General features: G+C 59.6%; 14 protein-coding genes, 2 tRNA genes and 3 rRNA genes. 17 read left to right on the top strand and 2 right to left on the bottom strand.

Annotation, left to right across the window (positions count from 1 at the left end; all coding sequences use genetic code 11):
- The first annotated feature begins 424 nt into the window (after positions 1–424).
- The 17 genes from RGV59_RS00635 to RGV59_RS00555 all read left to right on the top strand — a co-directional run bounded on the left by RGV59_RS00635 (position 425) and on the right by RGV59_RS00555 (position 23,959).
- Positions 425–2,149 carry an acetolactate synthase 3 large subunit gene (locus RGV59_RS00635; RefSeq protein ID WP_026140092.1) on the top strand — a complete coding sequence of 575 codons (1,725 nt, stop codon included), beginning with the start codon at positions 425–427 and terminating at the stop codon, positions 2,147–2,149.
- Between the two features lie 2 nt (positions 2,150–2,151).
- The gene (gene ilvN, locus RGV59_RS00630; RefSeq protein WP_003176102.1) at positions 2,152–2,643 is read left to right on the top strand and encodes an acetolactate synthase small subunit; all 492 of its coding nucleotides are present in this window, start codon (positions 2,152–2,154) and stop codon (positions 2,641–2,643) included.
- 47 nt (positions 2,644–2,690) lie between these two features.
- Positions 2,691–3,707, top strand: coding sequence for a ketol-acid reductoisomerase (gene ilvC, locus RGV59_RS00625; RefSeq protein ID WP_003212125.1), 1,017 nt, complete (start codon positions 2,691–2,693; stop codon positions 3,705–3,707).
- A gap of 144 nt (positions 3,708–3,851) precedes the next feature.
- Positions 3,852–4,709 carry a CDP-diacylglycerol--serine O-phosphatidyltransferase gene (gene pssA, locus RGV59_RS00620; RefSeq protein ID WP_017847454.1) on the top strand — a complete coding sequence of 286 codons (858 nt, stop codon included), beginning with the start codon at positions 3,852–3,854 and terminating at the stop codon, positions 4,707–4,709.
- Positions 4,710–4,772: 63 nt separating this feature from the next.
- Entirely contained in the window at positions 4,773–5,786 is a 1,014-nt protein-coding gene (gene msrP, locus RGV59_RS00615) for a protein-methionine-sulfoxide reductase catalytic subunit MsrP (protein WP_017847455.1), read from the top strand.
- Positions 5,786–6,406, top strand: a complete 621-nt coding sequence (msrQ, locus tag RGV59_RS00610) for a protein-methionine-sulfoxide reductase heme-binding subunit MsrQ (protein WP_126586586.1) — start codon at positions 5,786–5,788, stop codon at positions 6,404–6,406. The genes msrP and msrQ overlap by 1 nt, the downstream gene beginning before the upstream one ends.
- A 544-nt stretch (positions 6,407–6,950) precedes the next feature.
- Positions 6,951–8,487, top strand: a 16S ribosomal RNA gene (locus RGV59_RS00605).
- Positions 8,488–8,569: 82 nt separating this feature from the next.
- Positions 8,570–8,646 (top strand) — tRNA-Ile (locus RGV59_RS00600).
- Positions 8,647–8,673: 27 nt separating this feature from the next.
- Positions 8,674–8,749 (top strand) — tRNA-Ala (locus tag RGV59_RS00595).
- Positions 8,750–8,996: 247 nt separating this feature from the next.
- Positions 8,997–11,887, top strand: a 23S ribosomal RNA gene (locus RGV59_RS00590).
- Positions 11,888–12,043: 156 nt separating this feature from the next.
- Positions 12,044–12,159, top strand: a 5S ribosomal RNA gene (rrf, locus tag RGV59_RS00585).
- Together the 16S, 23S and 5S rRNA genes with 2 tRNA genes alongside form the textbook arrangement of a ribosomal RNA operon.
- A 136-nt stretch (positions 12,160–12,295) precedes the next feature.
- On the top strand, positions 12,296–15,748 hold the full coding sequence (gene recC, locus RGV59_RS00580) for an exodeoxyribonuclease V subunit gamma (RefSeq protein ID WP_126586684.1): 3,453 nt from the start codon (positions 12,296–12,298) through the stop codon (positions 15,746–15,748).
- Positions 15,745–19,419 (top strand): exodeoxyribonuclease V subunit beta, encoded by a 3,675-nt coding sequence (gene recB, locus RGV59_RS00575; RefSeq protein ID WP_126586682.1) that lies wholly within the window; start codon positions 15,745–15,747, stop codon positions 19,417–19,419. Before recC ends, recB begins: the two co-directional genes overlap by 4 nt.
- Entirely contained in the window at positions 19,416–21,485 is a 2,070-nt protein-coding gene (gene recD, locus RGV59_RS00570; protein ID WP_046488236.1) for an exodeoxyribonuclease V subunit alpha, read from the top strand. Before recB ends, recD begins: the two co-directional genes overlap by 4 nt.
- A 143-nt stretch (positions 21,486–21,628) precedes the next feature.
- Positions 21,629–22,204: a YfiR family protein gene (locus RGV59_RS00565; RefSeq protein ID WP_026140348.1), complete on the top strand. Its 576-nt coding sequence runs from the start codon at positions 21,629–21,631 to the stop codon at positions 22,202–22,204.
- The gene (locus RGV59_RS00560) at positions 22,201–23,463 is read left to right on the top strand and encodes a diguanylate cyclase domain-containing protein (RefSeq protein ID WP_046382064.1); all 1,263 of its coding nucleotides are present in this window, start codon (positions 22,201–22,203) and stop codon (positions 23,461–23,463) included. The genes RGV59_RS00565 and RGV59_RS00560 overlap by 4 nt, the downstream gene beginning before the upstream one ends.
- Positions 23,464–23,467: 4 nt before the next feature.
- Positions 23,468–23,959 (top strand): OmpA family protein, encoded by a 492-nt coding sequence (locus tag RGV59_RS00555; protein WP_126586680.1) that lies wholly within the window; start codon positions 23,468–23,470, stop codon positions 23,957–23,959.
- Positions 23,960–24,102: 143 nt separating this feature from the next.
- Here the strand turns inward: RGV59_RS00555 and RGV59_RS00550 are convergent, their stop codons facing one another.
- Both RGV59_RS00550 and RGV59_RS00545 read right to left on the bottom strand, forming a co-directional pair.
- Positions 24,103–24,393: a DUF3077 domain-containing protein gene (locus RGV59_RS00550; RefSeq protein ID WP_017849488.1), complete on the bottom strand. Its 291-nt coding sequence runs from the start codon at positions 24,391–24,393 to the stop codon at positions 24,103–24,105.
- Positions 24,394–24,726: 333 nt separating this feature from the next.
- Positions 24,727–25,674, bottom strand: coding sequence for a LysR family transcriptional regulator (locus RGV59_RS00545; protein ID WP_046382067.1), 948 nt, complete (start codon positions 25,672–25,674; stop codon positions 24,727–24,729).
- Positions 25,675–25,766: the final 92 nt, after the last annotated feature.

Raw genomic sequence — 25,766 nt, 5'->3', positions numbered from 1 at the left:
GCTGCCGGTTTTTCCGGCAGTCTTGCGCACATTTCTACCGCTTGACGACATTCAGGCGAGTTTTATCCCTCCTCAAAGCCCTTTCTTCTACGTTCTCATGCGCTTAGTTGGAAAAAAGCGCAATTATTGCTTGACTTGAAGGGCCTGAAACAGAAGAATCCAAAGTCCGCTGTATCGGGACTGCCAGAAGCAGGCCCGCTCAGCAGATCATGAGGCGCACATCCGCGCCGACCTGTTACACCCGCAACGCGTTACCTCGCGCTGGGTGGGAAGAGCCCGCAACACTTGGGACGATCCCAATACTTGCTCAGTCAGTGCTGACGTAGTCGGCGACCACCGTCGCTCATGCTCTGTTGAGAAGTAAACCTATTAAGACCCGTCGGTTTTTAACGGACGGTATTCTGGCGTTTTAGAGGTGAACAACGTGGAGCTTTTATCTGGCGGTGAGATGCTCGTCCGCTTTTTGCGTGACGAAGGCGTTGACTATATCTACGGGTACCCTGGTGGTGCTCTGCTGCACGTCTATGACGCACTGTTCAAGGAACCGGCTGTTACCCACATCCTGGTTCGCCACGAACAGGCTGCAACCCATATGGCTGACGGTTATGCCCGTGCCACCGGTAAAGCCGGCGTGGTACTGGTAACGTCCGGTCCAGGCGCAACCAATGCCATTACCGGCATCGCGACTGCTTATATGGACTCCATCCCGATGGTGATCATTTCCGGCCAGGTCGCTAGCACCATGGTCGGTACCGATGCATTCCAGGAAACCGACATGATCGGTATCTCCCGGCCGATCGTGAAACACAGTTTCATGATCAAGCATGCCTCGGAAATCCCGGAAATCATGAAAAAGGCGTTCTACCTCGCACAGTCCGGTCGCCCGGGCCCTGTAGTGGTCGATATCCCGAAAGACATGACCAACCCGGCCGAGAAATTCGAATACGTCTTCCCGAAGAAAGCCAAGCTGCGTTCCTACAGCCCGGCCGTTCGTGGGCACTCGGGGCAGATCCGCAAGGCGGCAGAAATGCTCTTGGCGGCCAAGCGCCCGGTGCTGTACTCGGGCGGCGGCGTGATTCTGGGCGGCGGTTCCGCACCGTTGACCGAACTGGCCAAGCTGCTCAACCTGCCGGTGACCAACACCCTGATGGGCCTCGGCGCATTCCCGGGTACGGACCGTCAGTTCGTCGGCATGCTCGGCATGCACGGCAGCTACACCGCCAACCTGACCATGCACCACGCCGACGTGATCCTGGCCGTGGGCGCGCGGTTCGATGACCGGGTGATCAACGGCGCGAGCAAGTTCTGCCCGAATGCCAAGATCATTCATATCGACATCGACCCGGCGTCCATCTCCAAGACCATCAAGGCCGACGTGCCGATCGTAGGTCCGGTGGAGAGCGTGTTGACCGAAATGGTCGCTGCGCTGAAGGAAATCGGCGAGACGCCGAACAAAGAAGCTGTCGCCAGCTGGTGGAAGCAGATCGACGAATGGCGCGGTGACCGCGGCCTGTTCCCTTATGACAAGGGCGACGGCAGCATCATCAAGCCACAAACCGTGATCGAGACCCTGTGCGAAGTGACCAAGGGCGATGCCTTTGTGACCTCCGACGTGGGCCAGCACCAGATGTTCGCCGCGCAGTACTACAAGTTCGACAAGCCTAACCGCTGGATCAACTCCGGTGGCCTGGGCACGATGGGCTTTGGTTTCCCTGCGGCCATGGGTGTCAAACTGAGCTTCCCGGACAGCGACGTTGCATGCGTCACCGGCGAAGGCAGCATCCAGATGAACATCCAGGAGCTGTCGACATGCCTGCAGTACGGCCTTCCGGTGAAGATCGTGTGCCTGAACAACGGCGTGTTGGGCATGGTTCGTCAATGGCAGGACATGAGCTACGGTAGTCGTCACTCCCATTCCTACATGGAATCGCTGCCCGACTTCGTCAAATTGGTCGAGGCTTACGGCCACGTCGGTATTCGCATCAACGATCTGAAAGATCTGAAGCCGAAGATGGAAGAAGCGTTCGCCATGAAGGATCGCCTGGTGTTCATCGATATTCAGGTGGATACCAGCGAGCACGTCTATCCGATGCAGATCAAAGACGGCTCTATGCGTGACATGTGGCTGAACAAGACGGAGCGTACCTAATCATGCGGCACATAATCTCCCTGCTTCTGGAGAACGAACCCGGCGCTCTGTCTCGTGTTGTCGGCTTGTTTTCGCAACGCAACTACAACATCGAAAGCCTGACCGTGGCACCGACCGAAGACCCGACCCTGTCGCGCCTGACGTTGACCACCGTGGGCCACGATGAGGTGATCGAGCAGATCACCAAAAACCTCAACAAGCTGATCGAAGTGGTCAAGCTGGTCGACCTGTCGGAAAGTGCCCACATCGAGCGCGAGCTGATGCTGGTTAAAGTCAAGGCCACGGGCGCCCAACGTGCCGAGATCAAGCGTACTACCGACATTTATCGCGGGCAGATCGTCGATGTGAGCGCCAGCGTTTATACCGTGCAATTGACCGGTACAAGCGACAAGCTGGACAGCTTCATCCAGTCGATCGGGACGGCCTCGATTCTGGAAACTGTACGCAGTGGTGTCACCGGGATTGCCCGTGGCGACAAAGTACTCAGCATCTAACCCAAATTAGTGAATGGCCTTAAGGCCTGGATATATAGAGGAACCTCATGAAAGTTTATTACGATAAAGATTGTGACCTGTCGATCATCCAGGGCAAGAAAGTCGCCATCATCGGCTACGGTTCCCAGGGCCACGCGCAAGCTTGCAACCTGAAAGATTCCGGCGTTGACGTGACTGTTGGCCTGCGCAAAGGCTCGGCCACTGTTGCCAAGGCTGAAGCCCACGGCCTGAAAGTGACTGACGTTGCTTCCGCCGTTGCCGCTGCCGACCTGGTCATGATCCTGACCCCGGATGAGTTCCAGTCCGCGCTGTACAAGAACGAAATCGAGCCGAACATCAAGAAGGGCGCCACCCTGGCCTTCTCCCACGGCTTCGCGATCCACTACAACCAAGTCGTGCCACGCGCTGACCTCGACGTGATCATGATCGCGCCGAAAGCCCCGGGCCACACCGTGCGTTCCGAGTTCGTCAAAGGCGGCGGTATCCCTGACCTGATCGCGATCTACCAGGACGCGTCGGGCAACGCCAAGAACGTTGCGCTGTCCTACGCTGCCGGCGTTGGTGGCGGTCGTACCGGCATCATCGAAACCACTTTCAAGGACGAGACTGAAACCGACCTGTTCGGCGAACAAGCCGTTCTGTGCGGCGGTACCGTTGAACTGGTCAAAGCCGGTTTCGAAACCCTGGTTGAAGCCGGCTACGCGCCGGAAATGGCCTACTTCGAATGCCTGCACGAACTGAAGCTGATCGTGGACCTCATGTACGAAGGCGGTATCGCCAACATGAACTACTCGATCTCCAACAACGCCGAATACGGCGAGTACGTGACTGGCCCGGAAGTGATCAACGCCGAGTCCCGTCAGGCCATGCGCAACGCTCTGAAACGCATTCAGGACGGCGAATACGCCAAAATGTTCATCAGCGAAGGCGCTACCGGCTACCCTTCGATGACCGCCAAGCGTCGTAACAACGCCGCTCACGGTATCGAAATCATCGGCGAGCAACTGCGCTCCATGATGCCGTGGATCGGTGCCAACAAGATCGTCGACAAAGCCAAAAACTAAGTCGGATGCATCTAGAAAAAACGCGGCTTAGGCCGCGTTTTTTCGTTTGGGTGGCTGGTTCTGGTATAAAGCTGCATCGTTTGCGGGCGAACACTCGCCGCAAGTATCTGTCGAATTTTTTCACACCGTTGCAAGGTAAAGTCCATGAGCGAACGTCCCGAAGAGCCAAACCAGGCTTCTGACGCCGATAGCCTGCTACCGATCGATGAACATGTTGAAGAAGGGCATGACGCGGAAGGCCGCAAGGTCCGGCATCGTGGCATCTATCTCCTGCCCAATCTGTTCACTACGGCGAACCTGTTTGCCGGGTTCTACTCCATCATCAACTCCATGAGCGCCCAGAGTGCGCTGGCGGCGGGTGATGCGGTGAGTGCCAGCAAGTACTTCGGTTTTGCGGCGATCGCCATCTTCGTCGCCATGGTGCTCGACGGTCTCGATGGGCGCGTGGCGCGCATGACCAATACCCAAAGCGCCTTCGGTGCCGAGTATGACTCGCTGTCGGACATGGTTGCCTTTGGTGTCGCGCCTGCGTTGCTGGCGTTTGCCTGGGCCCTGGGTGACATGGGCAAGGTCGGCTGGATGGTGGCCTTCATCTATGTCGCGGGCGCCGCGCTGCGCCTGGCGCGCTTCAACACCCAGGTGGGGACCGCCGACAAGCGTTACTTCATCGGCCTGGCCAGCCCGGCTGCTGCGGGCGTGGTGGCGGGGATCGTCTGGGCGTTCAGTGACTACGGCATCCAGGGATCGAAGATGTCGTTCCTGGTGGCCTTGATGGTTGCGGCCGCCGGCATGCTGATGGTCAGTAACATCAAGTACAACAGCTTCAAGGAACTCGACCTCAAGGGGCGCGTGCCGTTCGTGGCCATCCTTGCGGTGGTGCTGGTGTTCGCCGTGGTCTTCAGTGATCCGCCGCGTATTCTGCTGCTGGTGTTCCTGGTGTATGCCGCTTCCGGGCCGGTTCAGTATCTGCTGCAACTGCGTCGGGACAAAACATTGCCTTAATGTAATTTCCCCCATACTCCGCAGTCTATTGGTGCATCAGTTCTCCAATGCTGCGGAGTTGCCATGTTAATCAAATTGCCCAAAGCGTCCGATTGTCATGAATCGGACGTCACTCCTGAATCCTTCTACCTGTCTCGCCGTAGCTTGCTCGGTGGTGCGCTGGCCGGTGTTGCCGCCAGCAGCTTGCCGCGCTGGGCCAGCGCTGACGATGCCGCGCGCTATGCGGATGTCGAACCAGGCAAGGCGCCAGGCTGGTTTGCCGAAAAACTGCCGGGTACGAAATGGCAGGCGGTGACCGTCAAGGACGAAGCCATCACCCCGTTCAAGGACGCGACCCACTACAACAACTTCTATGAGTTCGGCACGGACAAGGGCGATCCAGCGGCGAATGCAGGTTCGCTCAAGACCGAGCCCTGGAGTGTAGTGATCGATGGCGAGGTCGCAAAGCCGGGGCGTTACGCCCTGGAAGACTTCATGAAGCCGTATCAATTGGAAGAGCGAATCTACCGTCTGCGCTGTGTGGAGGCGTGGTCGATGGTCATTCCGTGGATGGGTTTTCCCATTTCGGCGTTGCTCAAGCAGGTTGAGCCGACTTCCAAAGCCAAGTACATCCGCTTCGAAACCCTCCAGGACCCAAAAAGCATGCCGGGCCAGCGCTCGAGTTTCGGCTTGATCGATTGGCCCTATGTAGAAGGGCTGCGTCTGGATGAGGCGATGAATCCCCTGGCGATTCTGGCGGTGGGGATGTATGGGCGCGAGTTGCCTAACCAGAATGGCGCGCCGTTGCGTTTGGTGGTGCCATGGAAGTATGGCTTCAAGAGCGTGAAGTCCATCGTGCGTATCAGCTTGGTGAGCGAGCAGCCGAAAACCACTTGGCAAAGTATTGCGGCGAATGAGTACGGGTTTTATGCGAACGTGAACCCGACGGTCGATCACCCTCGTTGGACCCAGGCGCGTGAACGGCGCTTGCCGAGTGGCCTGTTCAGCCCGAATGTGCGCGAGACGCAGATGTTCAACGGTTACTCGGATGAGGTGGCGGCGCTTTATACCGGCCTCGACCTGCGGAAGAACTACTGATGCGTTTCCCGATCTGGCGCATCGGCGTGTTTATCGCCACCGCGGTATGGCCGTTGCTCTGGCTGTACGAAGCGTGGCGTTCTGCCTTGGGGCCGGACCCAGGCAAGGTGCTGGTTGACCGGCTGGGCTTGGGCACGTTGATCCTGCTGTTGATTACCCTGGCGATGACACCGTTGCAGAAGTTGAGCGGTTGGGCAGGGTGGATCGCGGTGCGGCGTCAGTTGGGGTTGTGGTGCTTTGCTTATGTGGTGCTGCACCTGGCGGCATATTGTGTGTTTGTCCTGGGGCTGGATTGGTCGCAGCTGGGGGTGGAATTGAGTAAGCGCCCCTACATTATTGTGGGGGCCCTGGGTTTCCTGTCTTTATTGGTGCTGGCGCTGACGTCGAATCGCTACTGTCAGCGTCGGTTGGGCAGCCGTTGGAAGAAGTTGCATCGCCTGGTGTATGGCGTGCTTGGGCTTGGCTTGTTGCATATGTTGTGGATCGTGCGGGCGGATCTGAAGGAGTGGGCTATCTATGCTTCTATAGGTGCGCTGCTTCTTGTCCTGCGGATACCGCCGGTGATGCGGCGAATTCCGCGCCTTATTGCGAAAAAAGCACCTTCTGCAACAAAAGCGTAATTAACCCTTGACGGCAAATCCTGGACGTCTATAATTCGCCCCACTTCCGGCGCAGTCGAAACGGGAAACTCCTTGGTAAACAAAGAGTTACGCAAGATTCGACAGCGACCTGCTTCAGTTCATCGAAGCCTGGAAGGAGTTGGTAGAGCAGGGTTGTTTGGCTCTATTAACGTTTCGATCTTCTCGGTCGAAAGCGGAGAAAAAGAGGTGTTGACAGCAGCGTGTAACGCTGTAGAATTCGCCTCCCGCTAACGAGAGATCGGAAGCGCAAGTGGTTGAAGTTACAAAGGAAACTTTGAAAACTTCTGAAAATAATCACTTGACAGCAAATGAGGCTGCTGTAGAATGCGCGCCTCGGTTGAGACGAAAGATCTTAACCAACCGCTCTTTAACAACTGAATCAAGCAATTCGTGTGGGTGCTTGTGGAGTCAGACTGATAGTCAACAAGATTATCAGCATCACAAGTTACTCCGCGAGAAATCAAAGATGTAACCAACGATTGCTGAGCCAAGTTTAGGGTTTCTTAAAAACCCAAAGATGTTTGAACTGAAGAGTTTGATCATGGCTCAGATTGAACGCTGGCGGCAGGCCTAACACATGCAAGTCGAGCGGTAGAGAGAAGCTTGCTTCTCTTGAGAGCGGCGGACGGGTGAGTAATGCCTAGGAATCTGCCTGGTAGTGGGGGATAACGTTCGGAAACGGACGCTAATACCGCATACGTCCTACGGGGGAAAGCAGGGGACCTTCGGGCCTTGCGCTATCAGATGAGCCTAGGTCGGATTAGCTAGTTGGTGAGGTAATGGCTCACCAAGGCGACGATCCGTAACTGGTCTGAGAGGATGATCAGTCACACTGGAACTGAGACACGGTCCAGACTCCTACGGGAGGCAGCAGTGGGGAATATTGGACAATGGGCGAAAGCCTGATCCAGCCATGCCGCGTGTGTGAAGAAGGTCTTCGGATTGTAAAGCACTTTAAGTTGGGAGGAAGGGCAGTTACCTAATACGTGATTGTTTTGACGTTACCGACAGAATAAGCACCGGCTAACTCTGTGCCAGCAGCCGCGGTAATACAGAGGGTGCAAGCGTTAATCGGAATTACTGGGCGTAAAGCGCGCGTAGGTGGTTAGTTAAGTTGGATGTGAAATCCCCGGGCTCAACCTGGGAACTGCATTCAAAACTGACTGACTAGAGTATGGTAGAGGGTGGTGGAATTTCCTGTGTAGCGGTGAAATGCGTAGATATAGGAAGGAACACCAGTGGCGAAGGCGACCACCTGGACTGATACTGACACTGAGGTGCGAAAGCGTGGGGAGCAAACAGGATTAGATACCCTGGTAGTCCACGCCGTAAACGATGTCAACTAGCCGTTGGGAGCCTTGAGCTCTTAGTGGCGCAGCTAACGCATTAAGTTGACCGCCTGGGGAGTACGGCCGCAAGGTTAAAACTCAAATGAATTGACGGGGGCCCGCACAAGCGGTGGAGCATGTGGTTTAATTCGAAGCAACGCGAAGAACCTTACCAGGCCTTGACATCCAATGAACTTTCTAGAGATAGATTGGTGCCTTCGGGAACATTGAGACAGGTGCTGCATGGCTGTCGTCAGCTCGTGTCGTGAGATGTTGGGTTAAGTCCCGTAACGAGCGCAACCCTTGTCCTTAGTTACCAGCACGTAATGGTGGGCACTCTAAGGAGACTGCCGGTGACAAACCGGAGGAAGGTGGGGATGACGTCAAGTCATCATGGCCCTTACGGCCTGGGCTACACACGTGCTACAATGGTCGGTACAGAGGGTTGCCAAGCCGCGAGGTGGAGCTAATCCCAGAAAACCGATCGTAGTCCGGATCGCAGTCTGCAACTCGACTGCGTGAAGTCGGAATCGCTAGTAATCGCGAATCAGAATGTCGCGGTGAATACGTTCCCGGGCCTTGTACACACCGCCCGTCACACCATGGGAGTGGGTTGCACCAGAAGTAGCTAGTCTAACCTTCGGGGGGACGGTTACCACGGTGTGATTCATGACTGGGGTGAAGTCGTAACAAGGTAGCCGTAGGGGAACCTGCGGCTGGATCACCTCCTTAATCGACGACATCAGCTGCTCCATAAGTTCCCACACGAATTGCTTGATTCATTGAAGAAGACGATAAGAAGCAGCCCGAAATTGGGTCTGTAGCTCAGTTGGTTAGAGCGCACCCCTGATAAGGGTGAGGTCGGCAGTTCGAATCTGCCCAGACCCACCAATTTTGTGTGGGAACCTGTAGCAATACGGGGCCATAGCTCAGCTGGGAGAGCGCCTGCCTTGCACGCAGGAGGTCAACGGTTCGATCCCGTTTGGCTCCACCACTACTGCTTCTGAAGTTTGAAAGCTTAGAAATGAGCATTCCATCGTGATGATGGTGAATGTTGATTTCTAGTCTTTGATTAGATCGTTCTTTAAAAATTTGGGTATGTGATAGAAAGATAGACTGAACGTTACTTTCACTGGTAACGGATCAGGCTAAGGTAAAATTTGTGAGTTCTCTTAGTTGAGAAATTCGAATTTTCGGCGAATGTCGTCTTCACAGTATAACCAGATTGCTTGGGGTTATATGGTCAAGTGAAGAAGCGCATACGGTGGATGCCTTGGCAGTCAGAGGCGATGAAAGACGTGGTAGCCTGCGAAAAGCTTCGGGGAGTCGGCAAACAGACTTTGATCCGGAGATGTCTGAATGGGGGAACCCAGCCATCATAAGATGGTTACCTTACACTGAATACATAGGTGTAAGGGGCGAACCAGGGGAACTGAAACATCTAAGTACCCTGAGGAAAAGAAATCAACCGAGATTCCCTTAGTAGTGGCGAGCGAACGGGGACTAGCCCTTAAGTGGCTTTGAGATTAGCGGAACGCTCTGGAAAGTGCGGCCATAGTGGGTGATAGCCCTGTACGCGAAAATCTCTTAGTCATGAAATCGAGTAGGACGGAGCACGAGAAACTTTGTCTGAATATGGGGGGACCATCCTCCAAGGCTAAATACTACTGACTGACCGATAGTGAACTAGTACCGTGAGGGAAAGGCGAAAAGAACCCCGGAGAGGGGAGTGAAATAGATCCTGAAACCGTATGCGTACAAGCAGTGGGAGCCTACTTGTTAGGTGACTGCGTACCTTTTGTATAATGGGTCAGCGACTTATTTTCAGTGGCGAGCTTAACCGAATAGGGGAGGCGTAGCGAAAGCGAGTCTTAATAGGGCGTCTAGTCGCTGGGAATAGACCCGAAACCGGGCGATCTATCCATGGGCAGGTTGAAGGTTGGGTAACACTAACTGGAGGACCGAACCGACTACCGTTGAAAAGTTAGCGGATGACCTGTGGATCGGAGTGAAAGGCTAATCAAGCTCGGAGATAGCTGGTTCTCCTCGAAAGCTATTTAGGTAGCGCCTCATGTATCACTGTAGGGGGTAGAGCACTGTTTCGGCTAGGGGGTCATCCCGACTTACCAAACCGATGCAAACTCCGAATACCTACAAGTGCCGAGCATGGGAGACACACGGCGGGTGCTAACGTCCGTCGTGAAAAGGGAAACAACCCAGACCGTCAGCTAAGGTCCCAAAGTTATGGTTAAGTGGGAAACGATGTGGGAAGGCTTAGACAGCTAGGAGGTTGGCTTAGAAGCAGCCACCCTTTAAAGAAAGCGTAATAGCTCACTAGTCGAGTCGGCCTGCGCGGAAGATGTAACGGGGCTCAAACCATACACCGAAGCTACGGGTATCACGTAAGTGATGCGGTAGAGGAGCGTTCTGTAAGCCTGTGAAGGTGAGTTGAGAAGCTTGCTGGAGGTATCAGAAGTGCGAATGCTGACATGAGTAACGATAATGGGTGTGAAAAACACCCACGCCGAAAGACCAAGGTTTCCTGCGCAACGTTAATCGACGCAGGGTTAGTCGGTCCCTAAGGCGAGGCTGAAAAGCGTAGTCGATGGAAAACAGGTTAATATTCCTGTACTTCTGGTTATTGCGATGGAGGGACGGAGAAGGCTAGGCCAGCTTGGCGTTGGTTGTCCAAGTTTAAGGTGGTAGGCTGGAATCTTAGGTAAATCCGGGATTCTAAGGCCGAGAGCTGATGACGAGTCATCTTTTAGATGACGAAGTGGTTGATGCCATGCTTCCAAGAAAAGCTTCTAAGCTTCAGGTAACCAGGAACCGTACCCCAAACCGACACAGGTGGTTGGGTAGAGAATACCAAGGCGCTTGAGAGAACTCGGGTGAAGGAACTAGGCAAAATGGCACCGTAACTTCGGGAGAAGGTGCGCCGGTGAGGGTGAAGGACTTGCTCCGTAAGCTCATGCCGGTCGAAGATACCAGGCCGCTGCGACTGTTTATTAAAAACACAGCACTCTGCAAACACGAAAGTGGACGTATAGGGTGTGACGCCTGCCCGGTGCCGGAAGGTTAATTGATGGGGTTAGCTAACGCGAAGCTCTTGATCGAAGCCCCGGTAAACGGCGGCCGTAACTATAACGGTCCTAAGGTAGCGAAATTCCTTGTCGGGTAAGTTCCGACCTGCACGAATGGCGTAACGATGGCGGCGCTGTCTCCACCCGAGACTCAGTGAAATTGAAATCGCTGTGAAGATGCAGTGTATCCGCGGCTAGACGGAAAGACCCCGTGAACCTTTACTATAGCTTTGCACTGGACTTTGAATTTGCTTGTGTAGGATAGGTGGGAGGCTTTGAAGCGTGGACGCCAGTTCGCGTGGAGCCAACCTTGAAATACCACCCTGGCAACTTTGAGGTTCTAACTCAGGTCCGTTATCCGGATCGAGGACAGTGTATGGTGGGTAGTTTGACTGGGGCGGTCTCCTCCTAAAGAGTAACGGAGGAGTACGAAGGTGCGCTCAGACCGGTCGGAAATCGGTCGTAGAGTATAAAGGCAAAAGCGCGCTTGACTGCGAGACAGACACGTCGAGCAGGTACGAAAGTAGGTCTTAGTGATCCGGTGGTTCTGTATGGAAGGGCCATCGCTCAACGGATAAAAGGTACTCCGGGGATAACAGGCTGATACCGCCCAAGAGTTCATATCGACGGCGGTGTTTGGCACCTCGATGTCGGCTCATCACATCCTGGGGCTGAAGCCGGTCCCAAGGGTATGGCTGTTCGCCATTTAAAGTGGTACGCGAGCTGGGTTTAGAACGTCGTGAGACAGTTCGGTCCCTATCTGCCGTGGACGTTTGAGATTTGAGAGGGGCTGCTCCTAGTACGAGAGGACCGGAGTGGACGAACCTCTGGTGTTCCGGTTGTCACGCCAGTGGCATTGCCGGGTAGCTATGTTCGGAATAGATAACCGCTGAAAGCATCTAAGCGGGAAACTAGCCTCAAGATGAGATCTCACTGGGACCTTGAGTCCCCTGAAGGGCCGTCGAAGACTACGACGTTGATAGGTTGGGTGTGTAAGCGCTGTGAGGCGTTGAGCTAACCAATACTAATTGCCCGTGAGGCTTGACCATATAACACCCAAGCAATTTGCGAACTCGAAAGAGACCAGATTGCGGTGTGTGAAGACGAAACGAACCGAAAGTTCGACTCTTACAAAACACCGAAAACTATCACATACCCAATTTGCTGAAGCGAGGCCAGCTGGCCACGACTCAGTACACGAATTTCTTGACGACCATAGAGCATTGGAACCACCTGATCCCATCCCGAACTCAGCAGTGAAACGATGCATCGCCGATGGTAGTGTGGGGTTTCCCCATGTGAGAGTAGGTCATCGTCAAGATTAAATTCCAGAACCCCTGTTTGCTCACGCAGACAGGGGTTTTGTTTTGGGCGGTCGGAAAGGGTCAAGTGGCTCATCGGACGGCCTTCAGTGCTAAAGTCCATGCCTCGATTTTGCTTTTGCCAAGGAAGCCGTTATGCCGGATGCGATGCCTCTCAGCGCAGGATTCATGGTGGTTCACGGTAACCGCCTGGATGAACTGCGCAGCCTGGTGGTCAGTTGGATGCGCCGTTATCCCCTGGCCCCTCTGGAAAATGAAATCGCTCTGGTCCAGAGCAACGGCATCGCCCAATGGCTCAAGCTGGCCCTGGCCGAAGATCCGGAAGATGACGACATGGGTGGCTGCGGCATTGCTGCGGCGATCGACGTGCAACTGCCGGGCAGCTTCATGTGGCAGCTCTATCGCATGGTCCTGGGGCGCGACGAGATCCCGCCCAAATCCCTGCTCGATAAAGCCCCGCTGACCTGGCGCCTGATGCGCCTGCTCCCCGAGCTGATCAATCAACCGCACTTCGAGCCGCTGCAGCGCTTCCTCACGGACGACTCCGACCTGCGCAAACGCTACCAACTCGCCGAGCGATTGGCCGACCTGTTCGACCAATACCAGGTCTACCGCGCCGACTGGCTGGAAGATTGGGCCGCCGGCCGCCATCAACTGCGTAACGGCCGCGGCGAATCCAAACCCCTCGACCCCGCCAACTGCTGGCAAGCCGAGTTATGGCGCGCCCTGCTGCTGGATGTGGGCGAAGCCGGCATGGCGCAAAGCCGTGCCGGTGTGCATCAGCGCTTTATCGAACGGATCAATAGCCTTGAGCAAGCGCCGCCAGGGCTGCCTTCCCGAGTGATTGTTTTCGGCATTTCCTCATTGCCCGCCCAAGCACTCGAAGCGCTCGCCGGCCTGGCGCGCTTCAGTCAGGTCCTGCTCTGCGTCCACAACCCCTGTCGCCACCATTGGTCCGACATCGTGGCCGACAAGGACTTGCTGCGTAACGAATACAAACGCCAGGCACGCAAAGCCGGCATGCCGGTCACCATCGACCCGCAAACCCTGCACCAGCATGCTCACCCGTTGCTCGCCGCCTGGGGCAAACAAGGTCGCGACTACATCAGCCTGCTCGACAGCTACGACGATCCCAACAGCTACCGCGCTGCCTTCCGCGACGGCCGCATCGACCTGTTCAGCGACGGCGAACCGACCACACTGCTCAACCAGCTCCAGGACGATATCCTCGAACTGCGCCCGCTCAACGAAACCCGCGACCTCTGGCCCGCCGTCGATCTGCAGCGCGATACCTCGATCCGCTTTCACATCGCCCACAGCGCCCAACGCGAAGTGGAAATCCTCCACGACCAATTGCTCCAACGCTTCAGCGCCGATCCGGCGTTGCGTCCTCGCGACATCATCGTCATGGTCCCCGACGTCGACAGTTACGCGCCGCACATTCGCGCGGTGTTCGGCCAGTTGGACCGCAATGATCCGCGCTTCATCCCCTTCACCCTCACCGACCAGGGCCAACGCGGCCGCGACCCGCTGTTGATCGCCGTCGAACACCTGCTCAAGCTCCCCGACAGCCGCTTCCCGGTCAGTGAAATCCTTGACCTGCTCGACGTCCCGGCCCTGCGCGAACGCTTCGCCATCAAGGAGCGCGACCTGCCGACGCTGCATCGCTGGATCGAAGGTGCCGGCATCCGCTGGGGCCTCAATGCCGAACAACGTGCCGGTCTTGGCCTGCCCCACGAGCTGGAGCAAAACAGCTGGCGATTTGGTTTGCGCCGTATGCTGCTCGGTTATGCCGTGGGCACGGGTGTCGCCTGTGACGGCATCGAGCCCTACGACGAAATCGGCGGCCTCGACGCGGCCTTGATCGGCCCGCTGGTCGCGTTGCTCGACGCACTCAGCGACGCCCACCAAGCCTTGTCGCAACCTGCGGCTCCGCAAGAATGGGGCGAGCGCCTGCAACGCTTGATGCAGCTGTTTTTCCTGCCCAGCAGCGAACACGACGACTACCTGTTGGGCCAGCTCGAACAGCTCCGCGAAACCTGGCTGGAAACCTGCGAATCCGTCGGCCTGCAGGACGAGTTACCGCTCACTGTAGTCCGCGAGGCGTGGCTAGCCGGTCTGGACCAAGGGCGCCTGTCCCAGCGCTTCCTCGCCGGAGCTGTCAATTTCTGCACCCTGATGCCGATGCGTGCGATCCCGTTCAAGCTGGTCTGCCTGCTCGGCATGAATGACGGCGACTACCCACGCGCCCAACCACCGCTGGATTTCGACCTGATGGGCAGCGACTACCGCCCCGGCGACCGCTCACGCCGCGAAGACGACCGCTACCTGCTGCTTGAAGCCCTGTTGTCAGCCCGCGACCAGCTCTACATCAGCTGGGTCGGCCGCAGCATTCGCGACAACAGCGAGCGCCCGGCATCGGTATTGATCGGCCAACTGCGCGATCATCTCGCCAGCGGCTGGCAGTCAAGCCAAAGCGACGCACCGCTGCTTGACGCGATGACCCAGGAACACCCGCTCCAACCCTTCAGCGCGCGCTATTTCCATGCCGGTGACCCGCTGTTCAGCTACGCCCGCGAATGGCAGTTGCTGCACGAAGTCACGGATGCGCCGCCAGACAACACCGAACTGGCGGCCCATCGACAGGAAGAACCCCTGAGCCTCGGCCAGTTGCAGGACTTCCTGCGCAACCCGGTCAAACACTTCTTCAGCCAGCGTCTGAAAGTATTCTTCGAGGCTGCCGAAGTGCCGCTGGCCGATGAGGAACCCTTTGTCCTCGACGCCCTGCAACGCTACAGCCTGAGCGACAGCCTGCTGAACGCCGCGCTGAGCCAGCCCGATCATGTCGACCAGGCGCTCGCCGCCCAGGCCCGTCGCCTGCAAGGCAGCGGCCTGCTGCCGATGGTCGGTTTCGGCGAGTGTCTGCGCAACGAACTGATCGAGCCCTTGCCCGGCCTGCTGCAACGCTATCAACAACTGCTGGCCCTCTGGCCCACTCCGCACACCGGCGCGGAACCGATCAGTTTCGAGCATCAAGGCATTCAGCTCGAAGGCTGGATCAGCGGCCTGCATCGGCGCAGTGATGGCGGATTGTTGAGCGTCACCACCATCCCCAACAGCATCGGCTCGATCAAGACCCGCAAGTGGCATCGGCTGATTCGCCCGTGGGTCAACCACTTGGTGGCCTGCGCCTGCGGCCTGCCGTTGAGTACTGCGCTGGTGGCCAGCGACGACACCTTGTTGCTGGCCCCGTTGGAACCCTCCAGCGCCCAGGACATCCTCGGCGACCTGCTGCTGGCCTGGCACGTCGGCATGGCCAAACCGCTGCCCGTCGCGGTTAAAACCGCGTTCGCCTGGCTCGGTCAAACCGACCCGGCCAAAGCTGCGGCGGCCGCGAGCAAAGCCTACGAAGGTGATGGCATCAACACCGATGGCGAGCGCCGCGAAAGCCCCGCGCTGACCCGGCAATTCCCCGACTATGCGGCCCTGGTGGCCAGCGAAGCATTCGAAGGCTGGTGCGAAACCTTATACCGGCCCCTGATCAACGCCGCCTGGCGATCACTCACTGGCGAGGAGGCCGGCGCATGAGCAGCAAACCCTTGGCCCTGGCCTTCCCGCTCAAAGGCAGCCAGCTGATTGAAGCCAGCGCCGGCACCGGCAAGACCTTCACCATTTCCGCCCTGTACCTGCGCCTGGTGCTCGGCCACGGTGGCGATGACGCCGGCTTCGGCCGCGAACTGCTGCCGCCGCAGATCCTCGTGGTGACCTTCACCGACGCCGCCACCAAGGAACTGCGCGAACGCATCCGCATCCGCCTGGCCGAAGCCGCGCGGTTCTTTCGCGATGAGATCCAACAGCCCGACGCCCTGATCGCCGAACTGCGCGATCAATACCCGCCTGCGCAATGGCCGGCCTGCGCCAACCGTCTGGACATCGCCGCGCAATGGATGGACGAAGCCGCCGTTTCGACCATCCACAGTTGGTGCCAGCGCATGCTGCGCGAACACGCCTTCGACAGCGGCAGCCTGTTCACCCAGACCCTGGAAACCGACCACAGCGACCTGCTCGGCGAAGTGCTGCGCGACTACTGGCGGCTGTTTTGCTACCCGATGCACGACGATGCGCTCAACTGGGTGCGCAACAACTGGGGTGGCCCGGCCGCGCTGATGCCACGGGTGCGCGCGCTGTTCGGCAGCGAACGGCCCAGCGGCGAAAGCCGCGAGCCGGCCGAGTTGATCGCTGCGTGCCTGCAAGAACGCCGCGCCGCCCTGGTCGCCCTCAAGGCGCCGTGGCAGCAATGGGCCGACGAGTTGCGCGAGATCTGCCTGCAAGCCGTCGCCGCCAAAGCCGTCGATGGGCGCAAGATGCAAGCGCGTTACTTCGAACCCTGGTTCGAAAAGATCAGCGCCTGGGCCGCGGACGAATCCCTCGAACAGCTGGACATCGGCACCGGCTTCACTCGCCTGACCCCGGACGGCATGGCCGAAGCCTGGAAGGGCGAGCCGCCGCATCATCCGGGCATCGACGCCATGGCCAGCCTCAAGGCCAGCCTGGATGCGCTGCCCACCCCCGACGCCGCCGTGTTGCAACACGCCGCCGCGTGGGTCGGCAAACGCTTCGAAGATGAAAAACGCCGGCGCGCCGAAATGGGCTTCGACGACATGCTGATCCGCCTCAACGCCGCCCTGCAAAGCGACGGCGGCGAGCGTCTGGCCAGCGTGATCCGCGAACAGTTCCCGGTCGCCCTGATCGACGAGTTCCAGGACACCGACCCGGTGCAATACAGCATCTTCGACAGCATCTACCGCATCGAAGAAAACCACCTCGACAGCGGCCTGTTCCTGATCGGCGACCCCAAGCAGGCGATCTACGCCTTCCGTGGCGCCGACATCTACACCTACCTGCGCGCGCGCCAATCCACCACCGGCCGGCATCACACCCTGGGCACCAACTTCCGCTCCAGCCACGCGATGGTCGAGGCGGTCAACCATGTGTTCCAGCGTGCGGAAACCGGGCGTGGCGCGTTTCTGTTCCGTAAGCCGAGTGGCGAAAACCCGGTGCCGTTCCAGCCGGTGCTGTCCCAAGGCCGCAAGGAGCAACTGCAGGTCGATGGTCAGACGCTGCCCGCGCTGAACCTCTGGCACCTGCCCACCGATCAGCCGATTTCCAACGCGGTTTATCGCCAGCAACTGGCGGCTGCCTGCGCCACACAGATTGTCGAATTGCTCAACGGCGGGCAGCAAGGCCGCGCTGGTTTCCTACACGCCGACGGCAGCTTCGATGGCGTGTTGCCGTCGGACATCGCCATCCTCGTGCGCGACGGTAAGGAAGCCCAAGCCGTGCGCGGTGAGTTGGCCGCCCGTGGCGTGCGCAGCGTGTACCTGTCGGACAAGGACTCGGTGTTCGCCGCCCAAGAGGCGCACGACCTGCTGGCCTGGCTCAAGGCCTGTGCCGAACCGGACGTCGAACGCCCGCTGCGCGCCGCGCTGGCTTGCGTCACCTTGAACCTGTCACTGCCGGAACTTGAGCGTCTGAACCAGGACGAACTGGCGTGGGAAAGCCGCGTGATGCAGTTCCGTGGCTACCGCGCGATCTGGCGCAGCCAAGGCGTGCTGCCGATGCTGCGTCGCCTGCTTCACGACTTCAAACTGCCGCAAACCCTGATCGCCCGCAGCGATGGCGAGCGGGTGCTGACCAACCTGTTGCACCTCAGCGAACTGCTGCAACAGGCGGCCTCCGAACTGGACGGTGAACAGGCCTTGATCCGCCACCTGGCCGAACACCTCGCGCTGTCGGGGCAGGCCGGTGAAGAACAGATCCTGCGCCTGGAAAGCGACGAGCAACTGGTCAAGGTGGTGACCATCCACAAATCCAAGGGCCTGGAATACGACCTGGTGTTCCTGCCCTTCATTTGCTCGGCCAAACCGGTGGATGGCAGCCGCTTGCCGCTGCATTACCACGATGCCAACGGCAAGTCGCAGGTGAGCTTGCGCCCGACCACCGAGTTGATCGCCCAGGCCGATGACGAGCGCCTGGCCGAAGACCTGCGTCTGTTCTATGTCGCCCTGACCCGCGCCAAACATGCGTGCTGGCTGGGCATTGCCGACCTCAAGCGCGGCAACAACAGCAGCTCGGTGCTGCACCTGTCGGCGCTGGGCTATTTGCTCGGCGCCGGCGCCACGTTGGCGGAGTCCGCCAACGTGGCGCGCTGGTTGCTGGACCTGCAGGCAGGCTGTGCCGCCGTGCATTACACGCCGATGCCCGAAGCCCACGCCAGCGTTTTCCACCCGCCGCGTAACGAAGCCACGCTGCTCGCGCCCTTGCTGCCCAAACGCAAGGCTGCGGAAAACTGGTGGATCGCGTCCTATAGCGCTTTGCGCATCGGCGACAGCATGAGCGCCGCCAGCCTCGAAGCGCCGGAAAGCCCGCAAGCCCAGAAGCTGTTCGACGACGAACGCCTCGACCCTGACGCACCGCGTGAAGCGGCTGCGTCCGGCAGCGATATTCACCGTTTCCCACGCGGCCCTAACCCCGGCACCTTCCTCCATGGCCTGCTGGAGTGGGCAGGCGAAGACGGCTTCGACGTGACCCCGCAGGCTATCGAAAAGGCCGTGGGCGCGCGCTGCAACCGCCGCAACTGGGAAGGCTGGATCATCACCCTCAGCGGTTGGCTCGGCCATCTGCTGCAAACACCGCTGCCGCTGGATAACGATCAGGTCACGCTCAGCGGCCTGCAGCACTACCAGATCGAAATGGAGTTTTGGTTCGCCAGCCATAAAGTCGACGTGCTCGCCCTCGACAAGCTGGTGTGCCAGTACACCCACAACGGCGTCTCCCGCGTCGCAGCGGAACCGGTGTTGCTCAACGGCATGTTCAAGGGCTTCATCGACCTGACCTTCGAGCACGACGGCCGTTATTACGTGGCCGACTACAAATCCAACTGGCTCGGCCCCGATGATTCGGCCTACACCCAGGACGCCATGGAACAGTCGATCCTTGAGCATCGGTACGACCTGCAATACGTGCTTTACCTGCTGGCCCTGCATCGCCAACTCAAGGCACGCCTGCCGGATTACGACTACGACCGCCATGTCGGCGGCGCGCTCTATCTGTTCCTGCGCGGCACTCGGGCCGCCAGCCAGGGGGCGTACTTCACGCGGCCGCCACGGGCGCTGATCGAGAGCCTGGACCTGATGTTCCAAGGCCAATCGTTACCGCCCAAGGCTGAGCCCGCCTGGGAACAAGGAGTGTTGCTATGAGCCTGTCGCCGTTACCGCTGGAGGCACTGATGCCCCTCAGCCGCGCCGCCGATCTGGTGCAACTGTTCGAACGTTGGGTCGAGCGTGGCTGGCTGCGCGCGCTGGATAAGGCGTTCGTCGGCTTTCTGCACGAACTCGACCCGCAGGCCGACCCCTTGGTGTTGCTGGCCGCGGCCCTGACCAGCCATCAACTGGGCCACGGCCATGTGTGCCTGGACCTGTTCGAAACCCTCAAGGCACCGGATTTCGCCCTGTCCCTGCCGCCGGAAGGCGACCTGCAAACCGGCACCATGCTGCTGCCGTCGCAACTGCTCGCGGGCCTGGACGGCGCGCATTGGTGCCACGCCCTGGCCGCCAGCCCCTTGGTCGCGTTGGCCGTCGACGGCAGCGAGGCCGCGCAAAGTCGCCCGTTGGTGCTGTCTGGCAAACGCTTGTACCTGCGCCGCTATTGGACCTACGAACGGCGCATCGACACGGCCTTGCGCCTGCGCCTGGCCACAGCAGAAAGCCTCGCCGCCGATCTGCCCCAGCGCCTGAACGGCCTGTTCGACCAAGCGCCGCCCGATGGCGTGATCGACTGGCAGAAACTCGCCTGCGCCCTGGCCACTCGCGGGGCGTTCAGTATCGTCACCGGCGGCCCCGGCACCGGCAAGACCACCACCGTGGTGCGCTTGCTCGCGCTGTTGCAGGCGCCGGCCGTGGAAGCCGGCAGCCCGTTGCGCATTCGTCTGGCGGCGCCCACCGGTAAAGCCGCCGCACGGCTTACCGAGTCCATCAGCCAGCAAGTGCTGTCGTTGAATGTGCCTGACAACGTGCGGGAAAAAATCCCGACCCAGGTCACCACCGTCCACCGCCTGCTCGGCAGCCGCCCGGGCACCCGCCACTTCCGTCATCACCTGGGCAATCCATTGCCGCTGGATGTGCTGGTGGTGGATGAAGCCTCGATGATCGACCTGGAAATGATGGCCAACCTGCTTGATGCCTTGCCGCCGCACGCGCGCTTGGTGCTGCTGGGCGACAAGGACCAACTCGCCTCGGTCGAGGCCGGCGCCGTACTCGGCGACCTGTGCCGCGACGCCGAGGCCGGCTGGTACAGCGCCGACACCCGCCGATGGCTGCAAGCGGTCAGCGGTGAAGACCTGGGCAACAGCGGCCTGCAGGAAGACCGCGACGGCAGCCATCCGCTGGCCCAGCAAGTGGTGATGCTGCGCTACTCGCGGCGCTTCGGCGAAGGCAGCGGCATCGGCCAACTGGCGCGTTGGGTCAACCAGCAGAACGCCGAAGAAGCCCGACGGTTACTGGCCGCGGGCAGCCACCGCGACTTGTTCTGCGTCAGCCTCAAGGGCGAACACGACCACGCATTGGAACGCCTGGTGCTCGACGGACCGGGCGATGGTGCCGAGGGCTACCGTGCCTACCTGAACCTGCTGCACGCCGCGCGCCCGTCTCTCGACACCCCGCGTGACGACCCCGCCTGGACCCATTGGGCGCAACAACTGCTGCACGCCTTCGACGCCTTCCAACTGCTCTGCGCCGTGCGCAAGGGCCCTTGGGGCGTGGAAGGGCTGAACCTGCGCATCACCGCCGCCTTGCGCAAAGCGCGGCTGATCGACGGCGACGAGCAGTGGTACGAAGGTCGCCCGGTGCTGATGACCCGCAACGATTACGGCCTGGGCCTGATGAACGGCGACATCGGCATCGCCCTGAAATTGCCCGAAAGCGCCGGCGGCCCCCACGTGTTGCGCGTGGCCTTCCCGCGTAACGACGGCCAGGGCGGCGTGCGCTTTGTGCTGCCCAGCCGGCTCAACGATGTGGAAACCGTGTACGCCATGACCGTGCACAAATCCCAGGGCTCCGAGTTCACCCACACCGCGTTGATCCTGCCGGATGCGCTGAACCCGGTGCTCACCAAAGAACTGATCTACACCGGCATCACCCGCGCCAAGCGCTGGTTCAGCCTGATCGAGCCACGCGGCGGGGTGTTCGAAGAAGCCGTGCGGCGCAAGGTCAAGCGCTTGAGCGGGTTGATGCTGGAGTTGGGGCATGAGCCCGGGAAACCTGACTGATCGGTCATTTGGTATTTCGGATTTGAGTGTCATATTTTTCTGAAAAAATAGCGGGACCCTTCGAGGCGTAGCCTCGCGGGGCTTTCCGCCGCTGTGCTATCGTTGCGGCATCACCCCTCGTTGACACCTGAGAGAATCGCTGCATGAACGTGGCTGTCTCGTCCACAGAGCATCGCTTGAGCTGGAGACGCATGTTACTGGTGGCCGTGCTGTGCCTGCTCGCGCCGCGTGCTTTTGCCCAGACGGCCAGCCCCGTGGGCATGGCCGACTCCCGTGCCCAGGCGGTGACCCAGGTGGTGCTGGGTATCCTCAGTTATGCGCGCTGGCCGGTGGAACCGGCGCAACTGCGCCTGTGCGTCGTCGGGCCGACCCAATACACCGACGACCTGGTCAAAGGCACCACCCAAGCCACCGGTCGCCCGGTGGTGGTGCAGCGCCTGCTGGCCGACAACCCCGATATCGTCAATGCCTGCGACGCTGTGTACATCGGCGAACTCAATGCCGATGAGCGCAGCCGCTTGTTTGCGTCGTTGATGGGCCACCCGGTGCTGAGCATCAGCGAAGGCGGCGACCAATGCACCGTCGGCAGTCTGTTCTGCCTGCGGGTGGGCGATGAGCAGGTGTCGTTCGAGGTCAACCTCGACTCCGTGGCCCGCAGCGGCGTGCGTATTCACCCCAGCGTGTTGCAGCTGTCGCGCCGTCGAGCGCCTGCGTCATGAGATGGACGAAAGCGCAACCGACCCTGCGCTCGGTCATCGGCCGCGGGCACTTGATCCTGGCGTTGGTGGCGGTGACGCTGGCCAGTGTGTCCTTGACCTTGCTCGGGGTGCTGGCGCTGCGCGTGTATGCCGAGCACAACCTGCACCTGATCGCACGCTCCATCAATTACACCGTGGAAGCGGCTGTGGTGTTCAACGACCGTGCGGCGGCCACCGAAGCCCTCAGCCTGATCGCCTCCACCGAAGAAGTGGCCCAGGCCCAAGTCTTCGACGCCAACGGCCGGCTGCTGGCGCAGTGGCTACGGCCGGACACCGGGATGTTGTCCCGGGTCGAGCTGCAACTGGCCCATTCTCTGCTCGAACAGCCGATCAGCCAGCCGATCGTTCACCAGGGGCGCACCATCGGCAGCATTCACCTGACCGGTCACGGCGCCAGCCTGTTGCGCTTTTTGCTCAGCGGCCTGGCCGGGATTCTGATCTGCACCGTCCTCAGCGCCTGGGTCGCCGTGCATTTGGCGCGGCGCCTGTTGCAGGGGATTACCGGGCCGTTGCACAGCCTCGCGGCGGTGGCCCACGCCGCGCGCATCGAGCGCGACTTCGACCGCCGCGTGCCACGGGCACAAATCGCCGAACTCGACAGCCTGGGCAACGACTTCAATGCCCTGCTGGAAGAAATGCAAGCCTGGCAAAACCACCTGCAAAGCGAAAACGAAAGCCTTGCCCACCAGGCCAATCACGACAGCCTGACCGGCCTGCCCAACCGCGCGTTCTTCGAAGGCCGCCTGATCCGTGCCCTGCGCAGCGCCGCCAAGGCCAACGAGCGGGTGGCGGTGCTGTTTCTCGACAGTGACCGCTTCAAAGACATCAACGACAACTTCGGTCACGCCGCCGGCGATGCGGTGCTGGTGGCGGTTGCCACGCGCGTGCGCGCGCAATTGCGCGAAGACGACCTGGTGGCACGCCTGGGCGGCGACGAGTTCGCCATCCTGCTCTCGCCGCTGCACAAACTAGAAGATGCCCAGCGCATCGCCGACAAGATCATTGCCAGCATGGACATACCGATTCCGGTGCCGGGCGACACCCACGTGTTGACCTCCCTGAGTATCGGCATCGCCATCTACCCCGATCATGGCGTCACCCCCGGCGCCCTGCTCAACGCCGCCGATGCGGCGATGTACCAGGCCAAACGGTTGTCACTGGGCGGCCAGCAAACGGCGGAGGCGGAGCTCCCCGTCGTCAACGTTCACCACAGGAGTTGATCCCTTGTTCTCGACTGCACGCGTTGTGTTTATCACCTTATTCGTGGCCCTGCTGGCCCTGAGCGGCTGCCAGACACCCCCTCCCAAAGGCCTGAGTCCGGCGCAAGTCGCCGTCCTCAAGCAACAAGGCTTCGAACTGACCGACGACGGCTGGGCGTTCGGCCTGTCGGGCAAAGTGCTGTTCGGCAGCGACGTCGAAAGCCTCAACGCCCCCAGCACGGACATCGTCGAGCGCATCGGCAAGGCGTTGCTGGACGTGGGCATCGACCGCGTGCGGGTAGACGGCCACACCGACGCCTCGGGCAAAGAGAGCTATAACCAGCAACTGTCCCTGCGCCGCGCCAGAAGCGTGGCCACGGTGCTGACCCGCGTGGGGATGAAGGAGGAAAACATCCAACTGCGCGGCCTGGGCAGCAGCCAGCCGGTGGCCGCCAACGACACCGCCGCAGGGCGCACCGAGAATCGGCGGGTGTCGATTGTGGTAAGTACCGACTAAGCGACTTCGCCCGTTCCAATGTATGAAATGCAATCCAAATGTGGGAGGGGCTTGCCCCGATGGCGGTGTGTCATCCAGTAGATGTGTTGGCTGTCACACTGCTATCGGGGGCAAGCCCCCTCCCACATTTATACCGTGTTCGCTTAACTGCTCGGCGTCAGCGCCTGCGTCAAGTCATCCACCACCGCCTTGCCCATCTCACACAGATAATGCGCCGCCCAGGCGTATTGCTCGCCGCGCACATCCATGGCGGCTTCCATCGCGAGTTTCTTGGCGTAGTAAAGCAGGGTAGAGGCGTGTTCCAGCGCTTCGCCGAGCGGCATGCCCGCGTTGACGCGGAACAGTGGTTTTTCGTTTTCGCCGTAGTCGCCGAAGGTGACGACGCCGAGGGTGGTGAAGGCAGAAAGCGGTGGATCGGGGACGATTTTGGTCATGGTGTTTCTCTTAGGTTAAGAAGTAGAAACCGCCACGGCATGTCGCTAAACATGGAGAGGTGGCAGCTGTACGCAGGTTAGCGAACCGGTAACCTAGGAACCCGGTAGACCCCGAAGGTCTCCCGCGCACAGCCGCCATAACACGATAAAGCTGGCAAAAAATGCCAGCCAAAGTAGTTGAGGAGGTCATACCTACGTTTCTCGGGTCGCTAAACCCAACCGCTGTTTTGCAGCGACCCGAGGAGGCTAGACACTCAAATTCTATGGCGCAATAGGCTGGAGATTCTCTAGGAATCGTCCTGCAATTTAAAGCGAATCGTCGTTGCTGGCCCTTTAATCCGCAAACCGCATCTCCCGCGTCTCCCCCATCAACAACCCCCGATTCTGCTCCGTCACCTCGCGTATGTAGTCCCACAACAACGTAATCCGTTTCAACTTCCTCAAATCCTCCCGGCAATACATCCAAAACTGCCGCGTAACCGCAATCTGCTCCCCGAGCACCGGCAATAGCCGTGGATCCTGCGCCGCCAAAAAGCACGGCAGAATCGCCATCGACCGTCCTTGCTGCGCCGCCACGTACTGCGCGATCACGCTGGTGCTGCGCAGGCTGGCGCTGGCGCCGGGGACTACGTTGGCCAGGTACAACAGCTCCGAGCTGAAGGCCAGGTCGTCGACGTAGCTGATGAACGGATGCTCGGCCAGATCCGTCGGGCGGTGGATGGGTGGGTGTTGGTCGAGGTAGTCCTGGGTCGCGTACAGCTGCAACTTGTAGTCGCACAGTTTGCAGCACACATACGGCCCGTGTTCCGGGCGTTCCAGGGCGATGACGATGTCGGCTTCGCGCTTGGACAGGCTGATGAAGTGGGGCAGGGGCAGGATGTCGACCGAGATCGCCGGGTAGGTGTCGACGAAGTGGCTCAACTGCGGGGTGACGAAGAAGCTGCCGAAGCCTTCGGTGCAGCCCATGCGGACATGCCCGGACAGCGCCACGCCGGAGCCGGAGACTTGTTCGCAGGCCATGTGCAAGGTGCTTTCGATGGATTCGGCGTAGCCGAGCAAGCGCTGGCCTTCGTTGGTGAGGACGAAACCGCTGGTCCGGGATTTTTCGAACAGCAGGGTGCCGAGTGATACTTCCAGTGAACTGATGCGCCGCGACACGGTGGTGTAGTCCACCGCCAGCCGCTTGGCGGCGACGCTGGCCTTGCGGGTGCGGGCCACTTCGAGGAAAAACTTCAGGTCGTCCCAGTTCAGGGAACCCAGTGATGTGATGTTTTTTTGCATATTGGACCGGCTTTTATGTGCGTTCTTATTAGAAGTTTGCACATCTATACTCCAAAAACAGTCCGAACGCCTCATCCTCAAGGCGATTCAAC

Origin of the sequence: Pseudomonas sp. FG1, from assembly GCF_034313875.1 — a bacterium.
Taxonomy (GTDB): domain Bacteria; phylum Pseudomonadota; class Gammaproteobacteria; order Pseudomonadales; family Pseudomonadaceae; genus Aquipseudomonas; species Aquipseudomonas veronii.
Note: the sequence above shows the minus strand (reverse complement) of the source record. Positions and strands in the feature narration are given on the sequence as shown.